Origin of the sequence: Pseudomonas sp. SC11 (assembly GCF_047039205.1) — a bacterium.
GTDB classification, from domain to species: Bacteria; Pseudomonadota; Gammaproteobacteria; order Pseudomonadales; family Pseudomonadaceae; genus Aquipseudomonas; species Aquipseudomonas boreofloridensis.
This window is the reverse complement of record NZ_CP178183.1, coordinates 777,834-797,262: the sequence shown is the minus strand read 5'-3', so window position 1 is coordinate 797,262 and position 19,429 is coordinate 777,834. Positions and strand designations below refer to the sequence as shown.

18 protein-coding genes are annotated in these 19,429 nt (G+C 66.2%); 12 read left to right on the top strand and 6 right to left on the bottom strand.

Going from position 1 to position 19,429, the window contains the following annotated elements:
- Positions 1–8 precede the first annotated feature (8 nt).
- Both ACK2SD_RS03680 and ACK2SD_RS03675 read left to right on the top strand, forming a co-directional pair.
- Complete coding sequence (locus tag ACK2SD_RS03680) at positions 9–545, top strand: RNA polymerase sigma factor (RefSeq protein WP_412461367.1); 537 nt, start codon at positions 9–11, stop codon at positions 543–545.
- A complete protein-coding gene (locus ACK2SD_RS03675) occupies positions 542–1,201 on the top strand; it encodes an N-acetyltransferase family protein (RefSeq protein ID WP_412461366.1) in 660 nt (219 codons plus the stop codon). The genes ACK2SD_RS03680 and ACK2SD_RS03675 overlap by 4 nt, the downstream gene beginning before the upstream one ends.
- Positions 1,202–2,604: 1,403 nt before the next feature.
- Here the strand turns inward: ACK2SD_RS03675 and ACK2SD_RS03670 are convergent.
- Entirely contained in the window at positions 2,605–3,819 is a 1,215-nt protein-coding gene (locus ACK2SD_RS03670; protein ID WP_412461365.1) for a cytochrome P450 family protein, read from the bottom strand.
- A gap of 144 nt (positions 3,820–3,963) precedes the next feature.
- On the opposite strand from ACK2SD_RS03670, the gene ACK2SD_RS03665 reads away from it, so the two are divergent.
- Positions 3,964–5,121, top strand: a complete 1,158-nt coding sequence (locus ACK2SD_RS03665; RefSeq protein ID WP_412461364.1) for a serine hydrolase domain-containing protein — start codon at positions 3,964–3,966, stop codon at positions 5,119–5,121.
- On the opposite strand, the gene ACK2SD_RS03660 is transcribed toward ACK2SD_RS03665, so the two are convergent.
- Positions 5,116–6,225, bottom strand: coding sequence for a transglycosylase SLT domain-containing protein (locus ACK2SD_RS03660; RefSeq protein WP_412461363.1), 1,110 nt, complete (start codon positions 6,223–6,225; stop codon positions 5,116–5,118). The two genes, ACK2SD_RS03665 and ACK2SD_RS03660, sit on opposite strands and share 6 nt — an antisense overlap.
- Before the next feature lie 161 nt (positions 6,226–6,386).
- On the opposite strand from ACK2SD_RS03660, the gene ACK2SD_RS03655 reads away from it, so the two are divergent.
- The 4 genes from ACK2SD_RS03655 to ACK2SD_RS03640 all read left to right on the top strand — a co-directional run bounded on the left by ACK2SD_RS03655 (position 6,387) and on the right by ACK2SD_RS03640 (position 10,548).
- Positions 6,387–6,878 (top strand): type III effector, encoded by a 492-nt coding sequence (locus tag ACK2SD_RS03655; protein ID WP_412461362.1) that lies wholly within the window; start codon positions 6,387–6,389, stop codon positions 6,876–6,878.
- 10 nt (positions 6,879–6,888) lie between these two features.
- Complete coding sequence (locus tag ACK2SD_RS03650; RefSeq protein ID WP_412461361.1) at positions 6,889–9,051, top strand: type III effector; 2,163 nt, start codon at positions 6,889–6,891, stop codon at positions 9,049–9,051.
- 182 nt (positions 9,052–9,233) lie between these two features.
- Entirely contained in the window at positions 9,234–9,653 is a 420-nt protein-coding gene (locus ACK2SD_RS03645) for a polyribonucleotide nucleotidyltransferase (protein WP_412461360.1), read from the top strand.
- Positions 9,654–9,678: 25 nt separating this feature from the next.
- Complete coding sequence (locus tag ACK2SD_RS03640; protein ID WP_412461359.1) at positions 9,679–10,548, top strand: cation diffusion facilitator family transporter; 870 nt, start codon at positions 9,679–9,681, stop codon at positions 10,546–10,548.
- Positions 10,549–10,559: 11 nt separating this feature from the next.
- On the opposite strand, the gene ACK2SD_RS03635 is transcribed toward ACK2SD_RS03640, so the two are convergent.
- Complete coding sequence (locus ACK2SD_RS03635) at positions 10,560–11,399, bottom strand: DUF6515 family protein (protein WP_039580555.1); 840 nt, start codon at positions 11,397–11,399, stop codon at positions 10,560–10,562.
- A gap of 385 nt (positions 11,400–11,784) precedes the next feature.
- Here ACK2SD_RS03635 and ACK2SD_RS03630 point away from each other — a divergent pair, with 385 nt between their 5' ends.
- Together ACK2SD_RS03630 and ACK2SD_RS03625 are read left to right on the top strand one after the other, a co-directional pair.
- Positions 11,785–12,261 carry an Lrp/AsnC family transcriptional regulator gene (locus ACK2SD_RS03630; RefSeq protein WP_029611921.1) on the top strand — a complete coding sequence of 159 codons (477 nt, stop codon included), beginning with the start codon at positions 11,785–11,787 and terminating at the stop codon, positions 12,259–12,261.
- Positions 12,262–12,314: 53 nt separating this feature from the next.
- Complete coding sequence (locus ACK2SD_RS03625) at positions 12,315–12,518, top strand: DUF2788 domain-containing protein (protein ID WP_029611922.1); 204 nt, start codon at positions 12,315–12,317, stop codon at positions 12,516–12,518.
- Positions 12,519–12,551: 33 nt separating this feature from the next.
- On the opposite strand, the gene ACK2SD_RS03620 is transcribed toward ACK2SD_RS03625, so the two are convergent.
- The 3 genes from ACK2SD_RS03620 to ACK2SD_RS03610 form a co-directional block, all read right to left on the bottom strand.
- A complete protein-coding gene (locus ACK2SD_RS03620; RefSeq protein ID WP_412461358.1) occupies positions 12,552–13,181 on the bottom strand; it encodes a pseudouridine synthase in 630 nt (209 codons plus the stop codon).
- A gap of 6 nt (positions 13,182–13,187) precedes the next feature.
- Complete coding sequence (gene amn / locus ACK2SD_RS03615) at positions 13,188–14,651, bottom strand: AMP nucleosidase (RefSeq protein ID WP_116889351.1); 1,464 nt, start codon at positions 14,649–14,651, stop codon at positions 13,188–13,190.
- A gap of 100 nt (positions 14,652–14,751) precedes the next feature.
- Positions 14,752–16,395 (bottom strand): acyl-CoA dehydrogenase family protein, encoded by a 1,644-nt coding sequence (locus ACK2SD_RS03610; protein WP_412461357.1) that lies wholly within the window; start codon positions 16,393–16,395, stop codon positions 14,752–14,754.
- Positions 16,396–16,562: 167 nt separating this feature from the next.
- Between ACK2SD_RS03610 and ACK2SD_RS03605 the strand changes: the two genes are divergently transcribed.
- From ACK2SD_RS03605 to hemL, 3 genes are read left to right on the top strand one after another with little or no spacing between them, the layout of a single operon-like run.
- Positions 16,563–17,360, top strand: coding sequence for a hydroxymethylpyrimidine/phosphomethylpyrimidine kinase (locus ACK2SD_RS03605; protein WP_412461356.1), 798 nt, complete (start codon positions 16,563–16,565; stop codon positions 17,358–17,360).
- Positions 17,361–17,374: 14 nt separating this feature from the next.
- The gene (gene thiE / locus ACK2SD_RS03600) at positions 17,375–17,998 is read left to right on the top strand and encodes a thiamine phosphate synthase (RefSeq protein ID WP_116889355.1); all 624 of its coding nucleotides are present in this window, start codon (positions 17,375–17,377) and stop codon (positions 17,996–17,998) included.
- A gap of 17 nt (positions 17,999–18,015) precedes the next feature.
- Positions 18,016–19,299, top strand: coding sequence for a glutamate-1-semialdehyde 2,1-aminomutase (hemL, locus tag ACK2SD_RS03595; RefSeq protein WP_412461355.1), 1,284 nt, complete (start codon positions 18,016–18,018; stop codon positions 19,297–19,299).
- Positions 19,300–19,429: the final 130 nt, after the last annotated feature.

Sequence of the window (19,429 nt, the reverse complement as noted above, 5' to 3'; positions counted from 1 at the left end):
ATTTACTGATGGCTTGTCTGAACTTCGCATCAACCCCGAACACGTCCGCGCCCGGCATCACCTTCGGCGAGGAGCGCAAGCTGCGTCTGTTCATCCAGAAACGCGTGCTCAACCAGGACGACGCCGATGACCTGATCCAGCTCACGTACCTGGAGGCCTGGCGCAATCAGGAGAAATTCAAAGGGCTGGCCAAGCCGGACACGTGGCTGTGCGGCATCGCCTTGAACCTGATCCGCAACCATTTCCGCCGGTACTACGCGCAGCCGCCGCTGTGCGCCTTCGATGAAAGCGAATGCCACGAAATGAGTGACGGCATCGACCTGGGCGAGCAGTGCGACCACCATCGACTGCTGGACCGCACGCTGACGGCCATGGACGCGCTGCCCAAGGAAATGCGCGAAACCCTGTTGACCGCCGTGGACACCGAGAGCAGCTACCGCGACGCCGCCGAGCGCCTGGGCGTGCCGATCGGCACCGTGCGCTCGCGCCTGTTCCGGGCCCGCGAACACCTCAAGCGCAGTGTGTTCGGGGAGGCTCGCGCATGATCGCCAACCGTTTGAACAGTCGCTCCGAGCTGCCCCCTGGGGTGCGTCGCTACACGCCCGAGGACCTGCCGACGATGACCGCGATCTTCAACGAAAGCGCCCTGGGGGGCACCAGCTCCCCCGTGCTCAGAGCGTTTTCCCTGGAGGAAATGACCTTCTTCGTCGACTGCTTCGTCAAGGAGGGCGATCCGATCTATGTGCTCGAACGCGGCGGCGAGGTGGTCGCCTGGCTGATCGTCAATCGCTTCAGTTGGGGCGCCCAGGCGTGCCGGCTGACCGGCGAGGTGTCGATCTACGTGCGCCACGACCACGTCGGCAGCGGTGTGGGCATTCGCCTCGGCCAGGCCGCGGTGGTGCTGGCCCGACGCTACGGCTTCGAGACGCTGGTGGCCTGGATCATCGAGCATAACGCGGCGAGCAAACGTGGCGTGCAAGGGCTGGGGGCCGCGCAATGGGGCCGCTTTCCTGGCATCGCCCGCTTCGCCGAGCTGCGTGCCGATGTGGTGCTCTACGGGCTGCACCTGACCTCGGAACCTTCTACAGACTCCGGTGTGCGTGTGGAGCAGGCTTGTCGGGCGGATGGCACGGGCTTGATCCGTAGCGCGACACCCCCGCCCCCACGGGCAGCCAGTGCAGGACCCGACAGCCCGCGCTGAAGCCTAGTTCGAGTCACTGTCCGGCTCAATTCCTGCAATCTTGCACGCCCTCGTGGGAGCGGCCTTGTGCCGCGATTGGAGCGCGCAGCGGTCCCAGGTTTTCTAGTTAACCGCTGCCATCCTCGGGACCGCTTCGCGGTCCAATCGCGACACAAGGCCGCTCCCACACGCAGCCGGCGCGGTGTCAGACAGATTGGGAGATCATCGAGCGCTAGAGGCTAAGGGCGCAACTGTCTTGCTCAACTTCTGGCAGCTCACCGGCCCTTGTAGGAGCGGCCTTGCGTCGCGATGGAGCGCGCAGCGGTCCCAGGTTTTCTGCTTAACCGCTGCCATCCTCGGGACCGCTTCGCGGTCCAATCGCGACACAAGGCCGCTCCCACACGCAGCCGGCGCGGTGTCAGACAGATTGGGAGATCATCGAGCGCTAGAGGCTAAGGGCGCAACTGTCTTGCTCAACTTCTGGCAGCTCACCGGCCCTTGCAGGAGCGGCCTTGCGTCGCGATGGAGCGCGCAGCGGTCCCAGGTTTTCTACTTAACCGCTGCCATCCTCGGGACCGCTTCGCGGTCCAATCGCGACACAAGGCCGCTCCCACACGCAGCCGGCGCGGTGTCAGACAGATTGGGAGATCATCGAGCGCTAGAGGCTAAGGGCGCAACTGTCTTGCTCAACTTCTGGCAGCTCACCGGCCCTTGTAGGAGCGGCCTTGCGTCGCGATGGAGCGCGCAGCGGTCCCAGGTTTTCTACTTAACCGCTGCCATCCTCGGGACCGCTTCGCGGTCCAATCGCGACACAAGGCCGCTCCCACACGCAGCCGGCGCGGTGTCAGACAGATTGGGAGATCATCGAGCGCTAGAGGCTAAGGGCGCAACTGTCTTGCTCAACTTCTGGCAGCTCACCGGCCCTTGTAGGAGCGGCCTTGCGTCGCGATGGAGCGCGCAGCGGTCCCAGGTTTTCTGCTTAACCGCTGCCATCCTCGGGACCGCTTCGCGGTCCAATCGCGACACAAGGCCGCTCCCACACGCAGCCGGCGCGGTGTCAGACAGATTGGGAGATCATCGAGCGCTAGAGGCTAAGGGCGCAACTGTCTTGCTCAACTTCTGGCAGCTCACCGGCCCTTGTAGGAGCGGCCTTGCGTCGCGATGGAGCGCGCAGCGGTCCCAGGTTTTCTGCTTCGCCGCTGCCATCCTCGGGACCGCTTCGCGGTCCAATCGCGACACAAGGCCGCTCCCACACGCAGCCGGCGCGGTGTCAGACAGATTGGGAGATCATCGAGCGCTAGAGGCTAAGGGCGCAACTGTCTTGCTCAACTTCTGGCAGCTCACCGGCCCTTGTAGGAGCGGCCTTGCGTCGCGATGGAGCGCGCAGCGGTCCCAGGTTTTCTGCTTCGCCACTGACAACGGCGTCAGGCCACCGACCAGCGCACCGGCAAGGCCTGCGGCCCGCGGAAGTTCGGCACGTAGCGCCAGCGCACGCTCTCGGGCGTGCCCTCCAGTTGCAGGCCTGGGCAGCGCCTGAGCAAGGTGTTCAAGGCGATCTCCAGCTCCTGACGCGCCAGCGAGGCGCCCAGGCAATAGTGGGCGCCTTTGCCGAACGCCAGGTGCGGGCATGCTGGGCGTGTGACATCCAGAAGGTCGGGCTGGGCACACAGCGCCGGGTCGCGATTGGCCGATCCCACCACCGCCATCAACAGTTGACCGCGCTGCAAGCGTTGCCCGCCAAGCTCGGTGTCCTGGGTGACGAAGCGCACCATGGCACGTTCCACCGACGAGTCATAGCGCAGCAATTCCTCCACCGCGTTGGCCATCGAGTCTGGCGAATCGCGCAACTGAATCAGCGTGTGCGGATGTCGCAGGAGCAAGTACACCGCATTGCCGATCATCGACGCCGTCGTTTCATGCCCGGCGACGATCAGCAGGGCGATCATGCTGCACAGCTCGCTGCTGCTGAGCACGTTGCCCTCCTCCTCGACCTGCACCAGCGCCGACACCAGGTCGTCGGTGGGCGCGGCGCGGCGCTGCTCGATCAAGGCCAGCATGTAGCTCGCGAACTCGGCATAGCAACGCTGCAACTCGCTCAGGTCATGCCCGACCTGCTGGACGATGAGCTGGGACCAGCGGCGGAAATCGTCCCGGTCCTGGGCCGGGACACCGAGCAGTTCGGCGATCACGATGATCGACAGGGGAAACGCGTACTGGCTCACCACGTCCAGATACCCGCTCGGCCCGACCTGGTCCAGCAAGCGCTCGGCGATCTGCTCGATGCGCGGGCGCATGGCGTTGACCGCCTTGAGCGTGAAGGCTTTGTTCACCAAGCGACGCAGACGCCGGTGGCGCTCCCCGTCACGGTTGAGCATGTGGTCGTTGAGAAAGGCGATGGACTGATCGCCGCCCATCATCACCGCGAACTGCGGGCTGATGCGGGCCGGATCACGGGCGAAGCGTTCGCTGTCGAGCAGCACCGTTTCCACGTCTTGCGCGCCGGTGACGTACCAGATCGGCAACTGCCCCGGCGGCTGGCTGAGGAACACCGGCGCGGCCTCGCGCAGCGTCGCGTAGTGCTGGTAGGCCGCGCTGCGGAAGGCATCGCTGTTGAAGTCGAGGGTACAGGCGTTGGCCATGGACAAGCTCCGGGAACAAGGGGGTTGTCCCTGAGTGGCCGGGTGCACGGAAAAGATCCCTCGCCGGGTTCTCGAACAGGCCTCTGAACCGATTCGACCGCCGCGCTCACTCAGGGATGACCTTTGCCGATCTGTGGAGCTGACATGACGCACGCACCCGTAGTCCATGGCCATTGCGACCCGCGCTTCGAGCCGGTCAGGGCGGCCTTCATCGCCCTGATGCACAGCCCGTTCGAGCGCGGCGCCGCCCTGTGCCTGCAAGTCGACGGCGAAACCGTCATCGATCTCTGGGCCGGCCTGGCCGGGCCGGAACCGGAGCGCCTGTGGCAACAGGACACCCTGCTCAACCTGTTCTCCTGCACCAAGCCCTTCACGGCGGTGGCCATCATGCAACTGGTGGGCGAAGGCCGACTGGACCTCGATACCCCGCTCTGCCAGTACTGGCCGTCGTTCGCCGACGCGGGCAAGGCCTCGATCACCCTGCGCCAGGTGCTGTGCCACCGCGCCGGGCTGCCGGCCATCCGCACGCCCTTGGCGCCACAGACCCTGTACGACTGGGACACCATGGCGCAGCTGATCGCCGGGGAACGGCCCTGGGCCAGCGCCGGCGAACGGCAGACCTATTCGCCCTTGCTGTTCGGTTGGATCCTGGGCGAGCTGCTGCGCCGGGTAGACGGCGTATCGCCCGCCCAGAGTATTTGCAGCCGGGTGGCCGAGCCCCTGGGGCTGGACTTCCACCTCGGCCTGGACGAGGCGACCATGGCGCGCTGCGCGTACATGGCGCGGACTCGCGAGGATATCTGCGACGAGGCCTTCGCCCGTGTGCTGCAGGATGTGCTCAACGCACCCACGACCATGAGCGCGCTGGCCTTCGCCAACCCGCCGATGCTGCTGGGGCGCAGCAACGAACCGGGCTGGAAGCGCATGACCCAGCCGGCGGCCAATGGCCACGGCAATGCCCGCAGCCTGGCGACCTTCTACGCCGGCCTGCTCGACGGCCGCTTGCTGGAATCGCCGATGCTCAATGAAATGCTGCGCGAGCACAGCGCCGAGTACGACCCCACGCTGCACACACCGGCGCGCTTCGGCCTGGGCGTGATGCTCGACCAACCCCAGGTGACCAATGGCAGCTATGGCATGGGCCGCGAGGCGTTCGGGCACATGGGCGCCGGTGGCACCGTCGGTTTCGCCGACCCGGAGCGCGGTGTGTCGTTCGGTTTTGCCTGCAATACCATCGGTTCGTACGTGTTGATGGACCCGCGTGGCCGACACCTGGCCAGCGTCGCGGCGGCCTGTCTATAGCGTCGGCTCGTCGGCCTGCGCGACCTGCGGGCCGACCGGGACACGCTCGGGCGTGACCCTCCCGGGCGCGTCGCGGCTTGGCGCGCCGGGTTGCGCGGCCCTGGCGATCAAGTCCGGCTGCGCGGTCAATCGACCTGACGCGGCCATGGGCAGCAGCACGCGTCCACTGGCCCGCCCGCGCTCGGTCGGGTTGAGCATGCGCAGTTCGCGCTCGTGCACACCGGACAGTTGCGCCAGGTGCGCCAGGTCCACCGGTTGCGCCAGGGCGAGCATCTGGAAGTACGGCTGATCGGCGATGGGCTCCAGGTCGATGTCGTAGTCCGCTGGGGCATTGACCAACTGCGACAGCGCCAGCAACCGCGGCACATAGTTCTGCGTCTCGCCAGGCAGCGCCAGGTCCCAGTAACCGGTCGCCAGGCCACGGGCGCGATTGCGCTCGATGGCCTGGCGCACGCGCCCTTCGCCTGCGTTATAGGCGGCCAGGGCCAGCAGCCAGTCGCCCTCGAAGTAGTCATGCAGGTAGGACAGGTAATCCAGGGCGGCGCGGGTGGAGGCTGGAATATCCCGACGCTCGTCGTAGCCCGCCCGCTGCTCCAGTCGATAGCGCCGTCCCGTGGCCGGGATGAATTGCCACAGGCCCATGGCCTGGGCGGGCGATTGCGCATTGGGGTTGAAGCCGCTCTCGATGGCGGGCAACAGCGCCAACTCCAGCGGCATGTTGCGCTTGCTCAGTTCGCCGACGATGAAGTGCAGGTAGCGGCTGCCGGCGCGCCCGGTCTGGGTGAGAAACCCCGGACGCTCGATCAGCCAGCGGCGCTGCGCATCGACCCGCGCCACGCCATCGGTCTCGGACTGCAGCGAAAAACCCTGGCGCATGCGTGCCCACAGGCTGCCGTCGCTGTGCGGCGAGCGTTGCGCGATGTGCACCAGCGTGTCGGTCGGCGCGGGCGTGCGCCAGCGTAGCTGGGAGCGGTAGGGCTCGTTGGCGAACCGGTCGCCGATGGTCAGCTGCGGTTCGAGGTGCTGGCAGCCGGACAGCACAGTCGCCATGGCCAGCAGGGAGAGCCCTGTGCAGACCGAGCGCGGTGAAGGTGAACGGGACATGGGCGGTCAACCTTGAATGAGGTGGCGCCCATGGGTGGCCGAGAGCGGCCCGGCGGTTCCCCACCTGGCGACGCGACGAAGTGCCCGGAACCGAAAGCTTGCAGGGGTCACTCACCAGCAGCAGGTGCCTCCCGCGCCTGCCTGACGACACGAGGTCACTCATGGCGGCACCTTCCTATTGCAGGCTGATCGATCAGCTCTGTGCACTGACGATGATTCCCAGTCCATCCGCGTTCTATGAACACGCCAACCTGTCGGTCAAGGCGGTCGACTTTTCCCTGAAGCACACCCCCAGCGTGGGCGAGGGTGACGTGTTCATCTACGCCAGCTTCGGACCGCTGCCCACCGCCCACCGCGAAGCGGTGCTGCAACGGCTGCTGGAAACCAACCTGTACCTGCTCAGCGGGCCGTTCTGCCCGTCCCTGGCCTACAACAGCGACAACCAGGAGGTGACGCTGATCGGCCACGTGCCGCTGGAAACCCTCACCGCCGAACACCTGCTCGGCCTGATGGGCGGTATCGCCGACATGGCGCTGAACTGGCGCAACGGCTACTTCATGGACGGCCCACAGGCCGCGCCACCGGCCAACGCTGCCCAGGCGCCGAAAACCGGCAGACGCCCAGCAGGCTTCACCCACGCGTTGTCGAACTAGGAGAGACACCATGGCAGATTTATCCGTAGGCCAGAGCCTGGCGGTCCAGCGCCAGCAACAGGACGATGCGATCACCACGGCCCCGCCCATTCGGGATGTAACCACCTCCTCCAGAGCATTGGTGCCCTTTCATCTCGGCGCACTGACGCGCGCGCCGTCGCAAGCGCTGCAGAGCAAGCGAAGCGAACTTCATCCTGTGATCGCCTCGCTGACCGAGCAGAGCCTGGCCAACACGCCCCTGGCCTTTGCCCATCAACGCATGAAGCTCGAAGGCATGGCGCTGGAGGTGGTCGCAGATACCAGTTACCAGAACCTGCACCGGGAGCTGGCCGAAATGGGCGGACGGCCGCACCCGATGTTGTCGGGCCACGATGAAGCCCGGGCCTTCAGCCAAGACTTCACCGCCTTCCTGCTCAAACCTCAGGAGCAACGAGACCAGGACGGTGGTTTCACGGCGGTCTGGGATGCCCACTGCGCGCGTGTAGGCGACACCCTGGGGGCTTACCACACGTTGTGCGAGGAAGTCATAAAGCACAATGACAACCCCGCCGACCTGCCGCATTTGACTCGCAGTCACGAGGCGTTTCGTGGCTACGCCAAAGGCGTGATCAAGGACATGAGCAAAGACATGCCCGAGCGCCTTGGCATCTTCCTGACAAGCCGTATCGAGCACGCGCAGACGACGGCGAACGACCCGACGCTGCGCAAGCAAACGCGGGAAGACGCGCGCTATGAACTGAACCAGCTACAGGCCGTGCGTACCGAACTGCAAGGTTTCATCAGCAAGGCGCAAGAAGACCAACCACACACCTCGATCCCGCTCGCCCAGGCGACGAAGGCCAGCAAGGGCCTGGATAACGCCCTGAACAACGTCACGCGCCAGGATACGATCAAAGACCTCAAGGCCCACTCCGGCCTGCTCATCGGTGCGGCAGTGTTCCTCGGCGCGGGAATCCCCCAGGGCGTCGCGTCAGCGGGGCACTTCGGCGCCAGCACATCGGCAATCGATGAGCGAATGGCCAATGAGCCCTTCATCAACCACACCGCGGCCACCTCGGCGGTGCTGGGCGGTTCACACAAGCTCATCAGCGACGGCATCCGTCCATTCGTCCAGGCGTCGGTCGACAAAACCATTGGCAGAACCATGGTCAAGGTCGATCCAATGTCCGTGTACCCCACGCCATTGAAAGACATCAGCGTAGGTGGGCGACGCGTCGCCAACCCCGATTTCGCCCGCCAGGACACCACCCGGGCAGACCAGCGCAAGGACTTCAAGCGCCTGCAGAACGCCAACAATTTCGGCACCATGAGTGGCGATTTCGCCGGGTACCTGGCCTTCGGCACCGCCCATGCCCTGCGTGAGCTGTTGAATCAATACACCTCGCTGAACACGACAGGCATCGGCGCACGCTCGCTCGCATCGGCCGCAGGCGGCACGTTCATGGCCGGCGGCCAGGCGGTGGCGAAATACGCCCAGACCCATGGCGACGAACGCATTCCCACCTATCGAGTGACCCAGCAGACCAAGGACTGGGGCAAGGTGATGCCCGAAACGCTGCGCGATGTACTGGGCAAACTCAACCCACTGGACATGGCCAACTTGAGCGACCTGATCAACCGTATCGTCGGCGCATTCCCTGGGATCGAGATGCGCACGGGGGTCGGGGATGCCGCCCTTGCGCAATTGAAATCAGCCGCAGCAGCGATTGTCGACGCGACGGGCATGGCCCAGAAACCCGGCGACCTGGAAAAGATGGTGATGGTGATCAGCACCTTGGTGTCCTCGGGCCTGACGCTGCATCCGTTCTTCGCCAACAGTGTGGCGGCGCCGCTGGAGAACAAGGCCCTGCACGGTGAAGACAAGCTCGCCTCACGGGCCAGCGTTCCGGTGCAGAACATTCTCCATCCAGACCGCGACTCGCTTCCCCACACCCAGCCAGCCGGCGTGCGGCGCACGCTGGAGAATGCTTACCACGTGAGCCGCGGCGTGAGTCAGCTCGGTCCGCAAAGCGTCGTGGCGGGGATCAACGTGGTCAGCGATGCAATCAAGGACAACCTGCCAGGCTCGAAAAAAACGGCCACTCCCGACCCGATCGAGTTGGCAGAACGCGGTCAGGCCACTACTCAAGGCACGCCCACTGACGAAGGGCAAAGCAGCACCCGTCCTACCTGATGAAACCGTCGCGCCGTCCCTGGCGGGCGGCGCGACACCCCTCGATCAAACGGTCACACAATCGCGGTGGCTCTACCTGGAGCGAGCGGGTATAACGGCGAACCGAAATGGCGGCGGCATGGTCTGATTGCAGGCCGAAGCTGATCGGCCAGGTTCCCGTTGTCCTCTTTCCGGAGATTCCCATGCGCATCCCTTCCCGCATCATCGGCGGCGCCCTCATCGCGGTTCTGCTGACTCAAATGACGGCGTGCGGCACTATCATTTATCCCGACCGTCGTGGCCAGATCGAAGGCAAGATCGACCCGGTGGTCGCGGTCATGGACGCCATCGGCATCCTGTTCTGGGTGCTGCCCGGCCTGATCGCCTTCGGCGTCGACTTCGCCACCGGCGCCATCTACTACCCCGGCGGCAAGACCGCGCAGATCGACCCGGCCAAACTCAAGCCCGCCGTCGATGCCCAGGGTAATGTCGACAAGCTCAAGCTGCAGGCCATCCTCGAAAGCGAACTGGGCCAGCGCCTGCCGCTGGACGACCCGCGCCTGATCCAGCACCGCGGCAGCGTCGAGCAACTGGCCGCCTTCGGCCTGGTGCCCGCCGCCTGATCCCTTCCCCGTCCGAGGCCTGTGCATGACCACCAACGCCGAACATCAACGCCTGCTGCGCCTGGTCACCCGCGCCTCGCTGTCGGTGGCCAGTATCCTGGTCCTGGCCAAGGCCGTGGCCTGGTGGATGAGCGGCTCGGTGAGCCTGCTGGCCGGCCTGACCGATTCCATGCTCGATGCCGTGGCCTCGCTCCTCAACTTGCTGGCGGTGCATTACGCCTTGCGCCCGGCCGACGACGACCACCGCTTCGGCCACGGCAAGGCCGAAGCACTGGCCGGCATGGCTCAGGCGCTGTTCATCGCGGTCAGTGCCGTGCTCATCGGCCTGCAGGCGGTAGAACGCCTGCAATCGCCGCAGCCGCTGGGCGATACCGGTGCTGGCATTGCGGTGATGCTGCTGTCGCTGGTGCTGACCGTGGCGCTGCTGGCCTTTCAGCGCAAAGTCATCCGCGTCACCGGCTCGACGGCGGTGCGTGCCGATTCGCTGCATTATCGGTCCGACTTGCTGCTCAACAGCAGCATTCTGCTGGCCCTGCTGCTGGCCCGCTTCGGCTGGCCGCAGTTGGATGCGATCTTCGGCCTGGCCATTGCGCTGTACATCCTCTGGAGCGCGGTGCAGATCGCCCGCGAGAGCACCTCGATCCTGATGGACCAGGAGTTGCCCGGCGAGGTGGTCGAGCGCATGCAGGCGCTGGCGCTGGCGATCCCCGGTGTGCAGGGCGTGCATGACCTGCGCACGCGCATGTCGGGCAGTCACTGGTTCGTGCAACTGCACCTGGAACTGCCGGGCGAGCTGCCGCTGCACGAGGCGCACGCGCTATGCGTACAGGCCTCGGCGGCGATCCGTGAGGGTTATCCGCGAGCCGATGTGATGGTGCATGCCGACCCGGTGTAACGCCGCGCGCTTCAGTTGACGCTGTAACCCCGTCCGCTCAGGCACGCCGCCAGCGAGCGGCGATAGTCATTAGCCACACCGGGCGGCGGCGCGCTGCTGGCCGTGGCCGGGTCGAAGCCGGACTGGCTGACCGCCCAGCGATGACAGTGGTAGCGGTCCTGCTCCTGCTGCTGCGGGCCTTGGCCATTGGCCGGATAGGCGATCACGTCGTAACCGCCGCCGGGCTGGGGCTCAGGTGGCGGGGCGTAGGCCGGCGCCGTCGGGTTGACCACCACATAGTCCTGGCGGTCGGGCTGATACTGGTAGTAGGTGTCGGCGACCAGGAAATACAACAGCCCACTGAGCCAGACTTCCTGGGCGTAGGACGGCAGCGCGTCGACCCTCAGGCCATACGGCGGGCGCACCACGATGTAGTCGCCGCCGTGGGGGCGATACCAGTAGCCGCCGGAATAGTAGTAGTCCTGACCGCGATACGGCACTCGCCGGTAGCGGTCGGGGAAGCGATCGGTGGTGTAGCCGGGACGGTACTGTGGGCCCGGCCCCCAGCCATCGCCATGGCCGTCGGGCCTGCCGTGCCAGTCGCCGCCGGGGCGCTGGCCCGGACCGCCGGCTTCCCAGCGACGGTAATCGCCGGGGCGGCGCGGAATATCCTGGTAGTAACCGGGACGCGGCGGTTCGGTCTGGCGCACTTCGTCGCGCGAGTTCAGGGGCGAACTGGGCACGCCCGGCCCGTTGGGATCGGGCGGAGCAGGCCTGCCGGGCGCGTCGCCCGGTCCGATGGCCAGTGCGCCCAGGCTGATGCCCATGCCCAGCACCCCGATTACCGCCCACTGCCCGATGCGCGACCTCATATGATTCCTCTCGCTAGCGCTGCTGCTTGGTCCGCGCAGTCTAACCCGCCGCGCAGGTGAGGTTCAGACAATAAAAAAGGGAGGCCAGTCGGCCTCCCCTCGGGAATTGTCGTCCGTGCTCGACGCTTGTGGCGTCGGCTCACCTCGCCAGGTCTTCTGGACCCTGCGCAGCCCGGGGGCCAGTTGATCCGATGGGATGGCTGGCCGCGACCGCCCGCTTGAGGCGCGTCGCTGTGGACATGAGTCCGGGCAGTGATTCTGTAGGTAACGATAGAGGATCGGGACCGGCACAGGATTGCGAAGATTGCGGTGATAAATAGCACTTGCGCAATTTTTCACTCAGGATTGATAATTCGCCGCAATCCGAACAGAAAAGGCATTGTCCATGAGCAAGCTCGACCGCTACGACCTGAGCATCCTCGCCGAATTGCAGCGTGACGCCCGCATTTCCAACCAGGAACTGGCCGAGCGCATCGGCTTGTCGCCCTCGCCCTGCTCACGACGGGTCAAGCAGCTCGAAGACGATGGCTATATCTCGCGCCAGGTGGCGCTGCTCGATCGCAAGAAGCTCGGCTTGAGCCTCACCGCCTACGTGTTGATCGGCATGGATCGCCACACCCCCGAGCGCTTCGAGACCTTCGAAGCCGCCATCCGCAGCCTGCCCCAAGTCCTGGAATGCAGCCTGGTCACCGGCATGGACGCGGACTATCAGCTCAAAGTGGTGGTCCCGGACATGGACCATTACCAGAAGCTGCTGCTGGGCAGCCTGACCCGTATCGAAGGCGTCACCAGCGTGCGTTCGAGCTTCGTGCTCAACCAGGTACTGGCCAGTACCGAGATGCCATTGACCCACCTGCGTTGAATCCTGCCGAGGGCGGCGTATGATCGGGCGCTCTGACTGACAGGAGCCGGACGATGGACCCCGCCGTATTCGAAGAATGGATGATGATCGTGCTGGTCAGCGTGCTGATCGGCTTCATGGGCTTCATCGTCTGGGACTTGGCGAAGAAGTCCAAGGCCGGACGCTTCGGGACGCTGATCCTGTTCTTCGTGCTCGGCCTCGGGGTGATGGCGTTCATCATCAAGAGCGTGGTGGTGGGCTTCATCGAAGGCGTGTAGTACCTGGAGCGGGCCTGCCAGCGAGCCGCGCGCCTACAGCTTCGCCGGCACCTCGCGCCAACACCCCTGCTCCAACCCATCCAGCGTCCAATCGCCGATGCGCACTCGCACCAAGCGCAAAGTGGGCAACCCCACCGCTGCCGTCATCCGCCGTACCTGACGGTTGCGGCCTTCGCGAATCACCAGCTCCAGCCACGCCGTCGGCACGCTCTTGCGAAAGCGCACCGGCGGGTTGCGCGGCCACAGCGTCGGCTCGTCCAGCGGCCGGGCCTCGGCGGGTAGAGTCATACCGTCGTTGAGTTCCACGCCTTGGCGCAGACGCTGCAACTGCTCGGCGCTCGGCTCACCTTCCACCTGCACCCAGTACGTCTTGGGCAACTTGTGCCGAGGATCGGCGATGCGCGCTTGCAACTGGCCGTCGTTGGTCAGCAGCAGCAGACCCTCGCTGTCGCGGTCCAGCCGCCCAGCCGGATAGATACCGGGGAGGTCGATGAAGTCCTTGAGCGTGGCGCGCCCCTGGTCGTCGCTGAACTGGGTGAGCACGTCGAACGGCTTGTTGAACAGGATCAGGCGCGGTTCGGCCGGTGGCGCCTTGGGCGGGCGCCGGGGGCCGGTAGGACGCGCCGCCGGGCGGCGCGGTTTGGAGCGGGGAAGCAGGGGCATGGGTCCTCAGCGGAACGGCGGCTCGTCGAAACTGCGCAGTTTACGCGAGTGCAGCGTGTCCAGCTCGGTGCGCAGCAGGTCGAGGGCGGCGATGCCGATTTTCAGGTGCTGGCTGACGGCGCGGTTGTAGAACGCATTGGCCGAGCCCGGCAGCTTGATCTCGCTGTGCAGCGGCTTGTCGGAGACGCACAGCAAGGTGCCGTAAGGCACCCGCAGTCGATAACCCTGGGCGGCGATGGTGCCGCTTTCCATGTCCACCGCCACGGCGCGCGACAGGTTGATCAATGGCCGCTCCTGGGCCCAACGCAGCTCCCAGTTGCGGTCGTCGTAGGTCAGCACGGTGCCGGTGCGCAGGCGCTTCTTCAACTGCTCGCCGCGTTCGCCAGTGACCTGCGCCGCCGCTTCCTGCAGCGCCAACTGCACCTCGGCCAGGGCCGGGATGGGAATGTTCGGCGGCACCACGCGGTCGAGGATGCCGTCGCGGCGCATGTAGGCGTGGGCCAGCACGTAGTCGCCGATGGTCTGCGATTGGCGCAGGCCGCCGCAGTGGCCGATCATCAGCCAGCAGTGCGGCCGCAGCACGGCCAGATGGTCGGTGATGTTCTTGGCATTGGAAGGACCAACGCCGATGTTGACCAGGGTGATGCCGTCGCCGTCGGCCGCGATCAGGTGGTAGGCCGGCATCTGGTAGCGGTGCCAGACCACGCCAGCGACCAGGGCCTGGGCTTCGCCGTTGTCCATGCCCTTTTCGATCACCACGTTGCCCGGCAGGACCATGCGCACGAAGCGCGGATCCTGGTGCAGTTGCTCCAGGCCGTGGGCAATGAATTGATCGACGTAGCGGTGGTAGTTGGTCAGCAGAATCCACGGCTGCATGTGGCGCCAATCGCTGCCGGTGTAATGCACCAGCCGGCGCAGGGAGAAATCCGTGCGCGCAGCGTCGAACAGTGCCAGCGGCAGGGTTTCGGCGCTCTCCCAGTCGTACAGCCCGTCGGCGATGTTGTCGGTGGCGGCGGACAGGTCGGTGCTGGGGAATACCCGCGCCAGGGTGGCGGCGGTGATGCCGCTGCCGGCCAGTTCATCGCCCTGGTCGACCACATAGGGGTAGGGAATGTTCTGCTCGCTGACGCCGACTTCCACGGTCACCGTGTAGTCATGCATCAGCGGGCGCAGCTGTTCGAGCAGGTAGCTGCGGAAGGCCGCCGGCTGGGTGACGGTGACGCTGTAGGTGCCGGCCACCTGGACCTTGGCATAGGCGCGCGTGGTGGCGGCGACTTCGCCCTGGCTGAAGTAGGTCAGGCGAATGGCCGGGTAGCGGAACTGCGCGCGCTGCGCCTCATCCGGCTCGGTACGGTCCTTGAGGTAACGCTTCAGCGCCTGGCTGAGGGCACTGGTGGCTTGTTCATGCAGGGCCGCCAGACGGTCGACGGCCTGTTCGGGGGTATCAACGACTACAAACGCTTGGCTCACGCTGGGCTTCCTGTCTTGGACTCATGCATGCAGACCATCTTGCCTGCGATCCATTGCAAATTCATCTGTGGCAGCGGCCCGGTCGAGAAAAGCGCAACGTTCACATCGGCGTCGCCCGCTCCATCAGCGCGAGCACGTCGATGCCACGCGGCAGCGCGCCGTACACGCGACCACCGCTGCCCAGACGGCTGCCGATGAAGGCATCGCTGACCGTGGCATTGCCCGCCTCCAGCAACAGCTTGGCCTGCAGCGCGACGGCGATGTCTTCGGTCAGTTGCCGGGCGCGGTACTGGATGTCATCGCTGTCGGCCAGCGCACCTTTGAGGTTGCCGATGTGCGCGGCCAGGCGCGGGTCGCCATGACCGTCGCCCAGCTCGACGAACAGCGCATCGAGCACGCCCGGCTCCTTGGACAGCGCCCGCAGCACGTCCAGGCACTGCACGTTGCCCGAGCCTTCCCAGGTGGAGTTGACCGGCGCCTCGCGATACAGGCGCGGGAGGATGCTGTCCTCGACATAACCGGCGCCGCCCAGGCACTCGGCGGCCTCGTTGATCATTCCCGGCGCGCGCTTGCAGATCCAGTACTTGCCCACCGCCGTGACCAGGCGGGCAAAATGCGCCTGCTGCGGGTCGTCCAACTGGTCCAGGGCCTGACCCATGCGCAGGCTCAGGGCCAGCGCCGCCTCGCTCTCCAGCGCCAGGTCGGCGAGCACGTTCTGCATCAACGGCTGCTCGCTGAGCCGCTTGCCGCCGACCTTGCGGTGGGCGCAGTGATGCGTGGCCTGGGTCAGCGCCTGGCGCATCAAGGCACTGGAGCCGACCATGCAGTCGAAGCGGGTCATGGCGACCATCTCGATGATGGTCGGTACGCCGCGCCCTTCCTCGCCGATCATCCAGGCCAGGGCGCCGCGAAACTCCACTTCGCTGGAGGCATTGGACTGGTTGCCCAGCTTGTTTTTCAAGCGCTGGATATAAAACTGGTTGCGCTGGTCGTCCGGCCGATGGCGCGGCAGCAGGAAGCAGCTCAGGCCGCGCTCGGTCTGCGCCAGGGTCAGGAAGGCGTCGCACATCGGCGCCGAACAGAACCACTTGTGGCCGACCAGTTCATAGGCCTGCCCTGGTCCAGGCGCGCCCACGGGGTAGGCGCGGGTGGTGTTGGCGCGCACATCGGTGCCGCCCTGCTTTTCGGTCATGGCCATGCCCAGGGTCACCCCGGCTTTATGCCGGTCGCCGACATTGCGCGGGTCGTACTCGCGGGCCAGCACCTTGGGCAGCCAGTACTCGGCCAGTTCCGGTTGCAGGCGCAGCGCGGGCACCGCTGCGAAGGTCATGGTCAGCGGACAGCCGCTGCCCGCCTCGGCCTGGCTGTGCAGGTAGGTCATCGACGCGCGAGCCACATGCGCGCCAGCACGCGGTTCGGCCCACGGCAGCGAGGGCAGGCCATGCTCGATGGCGGTGCGCATCAGCTCATGGTAGGCGGGATGGAATTCCACCAGGTCGATGCGATGACCGTAGCGGTCATGGCTGCTGAACTGCGGCGCATGCGCATTGGCCAGGAAGCCTGCGGCCATCAGCGGCCCGCCGGCCAGCGCGCCATAGGCGTCGATGCGCGCGTGTGCCCAGCCCGCGCCGAAGCGGCTTGACCATTGCTGCAGCGGCAGATCGAGGCGATACAGGTTGGCGCCGTCCAGCGAAGGGGGCTGGTTGGTGACTTCGTGGGTTTCGGCGTACTGATGCAGGTTCATCGAAGGCTCCTGGGTGCGCGGTGGCCTGGAAACTTCAGTGAAGCACTCATCGCAGGGCAGGCAAAGGGACGAAACCGCCGTTTCCGACGGGATCGCGGGCAGCGCCAGTGGCTGTCTACCTCACCGGCGAATCCGTTATGAACGCTTTGGTGGTAAGCTCGCCGACCATGAATACCTACAGCTCCCGTCCCGTTGTCCTCTGTCTTTCCGGCCACGACCCCAGTGGCGGCGCCGGTCTGCAGGCAGATATCGAAGCCCTGATCGCCCAGGGCTGTCACGCCGCACCGGCCGTGACCGCCCTGACCGTGCAGGATACCGTCGATGTGTCCGACTTCCGCGTGCTCGACCGCCAGTGGGTACTGGCGCAGGCCAATGCGGTGCTGGCCGATTCGCCCGTGGCGGCGGTCAAGCTGGGCATGCTCGGCTCCATCGAGATGGTCGACACCGTCGCCGAACTGCTCGCCGCTCACCCGCACGTGCCGTTGGTCTGCGATCCGGTGCTGCGCGCCGGTGGCGGCGGTCGACTGGGCAAGGATGAAGTGGGCTACGCCGTGCGCGAGCGCCTGCTGCCCCGGGCCACCATCGCCACGCCGAACCTGCCCGAGGCGCGCATCCTCGCCGACCTGCCGTCTGGCAGCGCCGACGACTGCGCGGAGAAACTCCTGCCGTTCTGCGAGCATCTGCTGATCACCGGCGGCCATGGCGACGAAGTGGAGATCCACAACCGTCTGTACAGCCGCAGCGGCCAGCAGCACACCTGGACCTGCCAACGCCTGCCCGGCAGCTACCACGGTTCGGGCTGCACCCTGGCCAGCGCCCTGGCCGGACGCCTGGCCCTGGGCGAGGAACTGGTCAGCGCCGTGCGCAGCGCCCTGGACTACACCTGGCGCACCCTGCGCGACGCCGAGCGACTGGGTCGCGGCCAGTACGTGCCACGGCGCCTGCCCCTGGATTTCTGCCACTGACACGAGGCCGTCCCATGAAGCTACGTGGCCTGTATGCCATCACTGACAGCCAACTGCTCGCTGGGCGCTTTCTGGCGCACGTCGAAGCGGCCCTGGAAGGCGGCGTCTGCCTGCTGCAATACCGCGACAAGGGCGACGACACCGCACGCCGCCTGCGCGAGGCCGAGGCCCTGATGAGGCTGTGCGAGCGCTACGGTACGGCGCTGATCATCAATGACGACGCCGAACTGGCGGCGCGCCTGGGCGTCGGCGTGCACCTGGGGCAGACCGACGGTCCGCTGACCCCGGCCCGTGCCCTGCTAGGGCGCCAGGCCATCATCGGCTCCACTTGCCACGCCAGCCTGGCGCTGGCCGAGCAGGCCGCCGCCGAAGGCGCCAGCTACGTGGCCTTCGGCCGCTTCTTCAATTCCCAGACCAAGCCCGGCGCTCCGGCTGCCAGCCTCGAGCTGATCGGTCAAGCCCGCGCCCAGCTCACGCTGCCGATCGCCGTGATCGGCGGCATCACCCTCGACAACGCCGCCGCGCTGGTCGCCCATGGCGCCGACCTGCTGGCGGTGATCCACGGCCTGTTCGGTGCCGACAGCGCGCAGGAAGTGACCCGCCGCGCCCGCGCCTTCAATGCTTTGTTCGCTTGCTGACTTCGAGAGACGATCCCATGTCCCGTTCCGAAACACTGTTCGCCCAAGCCCAGAAACACATTCCCGGCGGCGTCAACTCGCCCGTTCGCGCGTTCAAGAGCGTCGGCGGCACGCCGCTGTTCTTCAAGCACGCCGAAGGCGCCTATGTGGTCGATGAAGACGACAAGCGCTACGTCGACTACGTCGGTTCCTGGGGCCCGATGATCCTCGGCCACGGCCATCCGCAGGTGCTCGACGCGGTGCGCCGTCAGTTGGAGCACGGCCTGTCGTACGGTGCCCCGACCGCCATGGAAACCGAGATGGCCGACCTGGTCTGCTCGCTGGTGCCGTCGATGGAGATGGTGCGCATGGTCAGCTCCGGCACCGAAGCGACCATGAGCGCCATTCGCCTGGCCCGTGGCTATACCGGCCGCGACGCGATCATCAAGTTCGAAGGCTGCTACCACGGTCACTCCGACAGCCTGCTGGTCAAGGCCGGTTCCGGCCTGCTGACCCAGGGCGTGCCGAGCTCGGCCGGGGTGCCGGCGGACTTCGCCAAGCACACCCTGACCCTGCCCTTCAACGACCTGGCCGCCGTCGAAAAGACCCTGGCCGACGTTGGCCAGAGCGTGGCCTGCATCATCGTCGAGCCGGTGGCCGGCAACATGAACTGCGTGCCCCCGGCCGCAGGCTTCCTCGAAGGCCTGCGCAGCCTGTGCGACCAGCATGGCGTGGTGTTGATCTTCGATGAAGTGATGACCGGCTTCCGCGTCTCGCTCGGCGGCGCCCAAGGCCATTACGGCATCACGCCGGACCTCTCCACCTTCGGCAAGATCGTCGGTGGCGGCATGCCGGTCGGCTGCTTCGGCGGCAAGCGCGAGATCATGGGCTGCATCGCCCCGCTCGGCCCGGTCTATCAGGCCGGCACCCTGTCGGGCAACCCGCTGGCCATGGCCGCCGGCCTGACCACCCTGAAGCTGATCAGCCGTCCGGGCTTCCACGACGAACTGACGGCCTTCACCAGCCGCATGCTCGACGGCCTGCAGCAGCGCGCCGATGCCGCCGGCATCCCGTTCGTCACCACGCAGGCGGGTGCGATGTTCGGCCTGTACTTCAGCGGCGCCGACGACATCGTCACCTTCGACGACGTCATGGCCAGCGACGCCGAGCGCTTCAAGCGCTTCTTCCACCTGATGCTCGACGGCGGCGTGTACCTGGCGCCAAGCGCGTTCGAGGCGGGCTTCACCTCCATCGCCCACGGCGACGCCGAGTTGAAGATCACCCTGGATGCGGCGGAAAAGGCCTTCGCGGCGCTGAAATAAACGGCGTCGTCCCCCTGCCTGGCGCCCTCTTCCCCAGTGGGCGTCAGGCACGATGGTCCAGGCACTGGCGGCCGATGTCTTTGTGCTCAGATAAATTAGAGTAAAACTTTGTAAGGTAGGCGCTGCTTAT

Coding starts and splice junctions, on each gene's coding strand:
- ACK2SD_RS03680 (WP_412461367.1), top strand. CDS start 9: ATGGCTTGTCTGAACTTCGCATCAACCCCGAACACGTCCGCGCCCGGC.
- ACK2SD_RS03675 (WP_412461366.1), top strand. CDS start 542: ATGATCGCCAACCGTTTGAACAGTCGCTCCGAGCTGCCCCCTGGGGTG.
- ACK2SD_RS03670 (WP_412461365.1), bottom strand. CDS start 3,819: ATGGCCAACGCCTGTACCCTCGACTTCAACAGCGATGCCTTCCGCAGC.
- ACK2SD_RS03665 (WP_412461364.1), top strand. CDS start 3,964: ATGACGCACGCACCCGTAGTCCATGGCCATTGCGACCCGCGCTTCGAG.
- ACK2SD_RS03660 (WP_412461363.1), bottom strand. CDS start 6,225: ATGTCCCGTTCACCTTCACCGCGCTCGGTCTGCACAGGGCTCTCCCTG.
- ACK2SD_RS03655 (WP_412461362.1), top strand. CDS start 6,387: ATGGCGGCACCTTCCTATTGCAGGCTGATCGATCAGCTCTGTGCACTG.
- ACK2SD_RS03650 (WP_412461361.1), top strand. CDS start 6,889: ATGGCAGATTTATCCGTAGGCCAGAGCCTGGCGGTCCAGCGCCAGCAA.
- ACK2SD_RS03645 (WP_412461360.1), top strand. CDS start 9,234: ATGCGCATCCCTTCCCGCATCATCGGCGGCGCCCTCATCGCGGTTCTG.
- ACK2SD_RS03640 (WP_412461359.1), top strand. CDS start 9,679: ATGACCACCAACGCCGAACATCAACGCCTGCTGCGCCTGGTCACCCGC.
- ACK2SD_RS03635 (WP_039580555.1), bottom strand. CDS start 11,399: ATGAGGTCGCGCATCGGGCAGTGGGCGGTAATCGGGGTGCTGGGCATG.
- ACK2SD_RS03630 (WP_029611921.1), top strand. CDS start 11,785: ATGAGCAAGCTCGACCGCTACGACCTGAGCATCCTCGCCGAATTGCAG.
- ACK2SD_RS03625 (WP_029611922.1), top strand. CDS start 12,315: ATGGACCCCGCCGTATTCGAAGAATGGATGATGATCGTGCTGGTCAGC.
- ACK2SD_RS03620 (WP_412461358.1), bottom strand. CDS start 13,181: ATGCCCCTGCTTCCCCGCTCCAAACCGCGCCGCCCGGCGGCGCGTCCT.
- ACK2SD_RS03610 (WP_412461357.1), bottom strand. CDS start 16,395: ATGAACCTGCATCAGTACGCCGAAACCCACGAAGTCACCAACCAGCCC.
- ACK2SD_RS03605 (WP_412461356.1), top strand. CDS start 16,563: ATGAATACCTACAGCTCCCGTCCCGTTGTCCTCTGTCTTTCCGGCCAC.
- thiE (WP_116889355.1), top strand. CDS start 17,375: ATGAAGCTACGTGGCCTGTATGCCATCACTGACAGCCAACTGCTCGCT.
- hemL (WP_412461355.1), top strand. CDS start 18,016: ATGTCCCGTTCCGAAACACTGTTCGCCCAAGCCCAGAAACACATTCCC.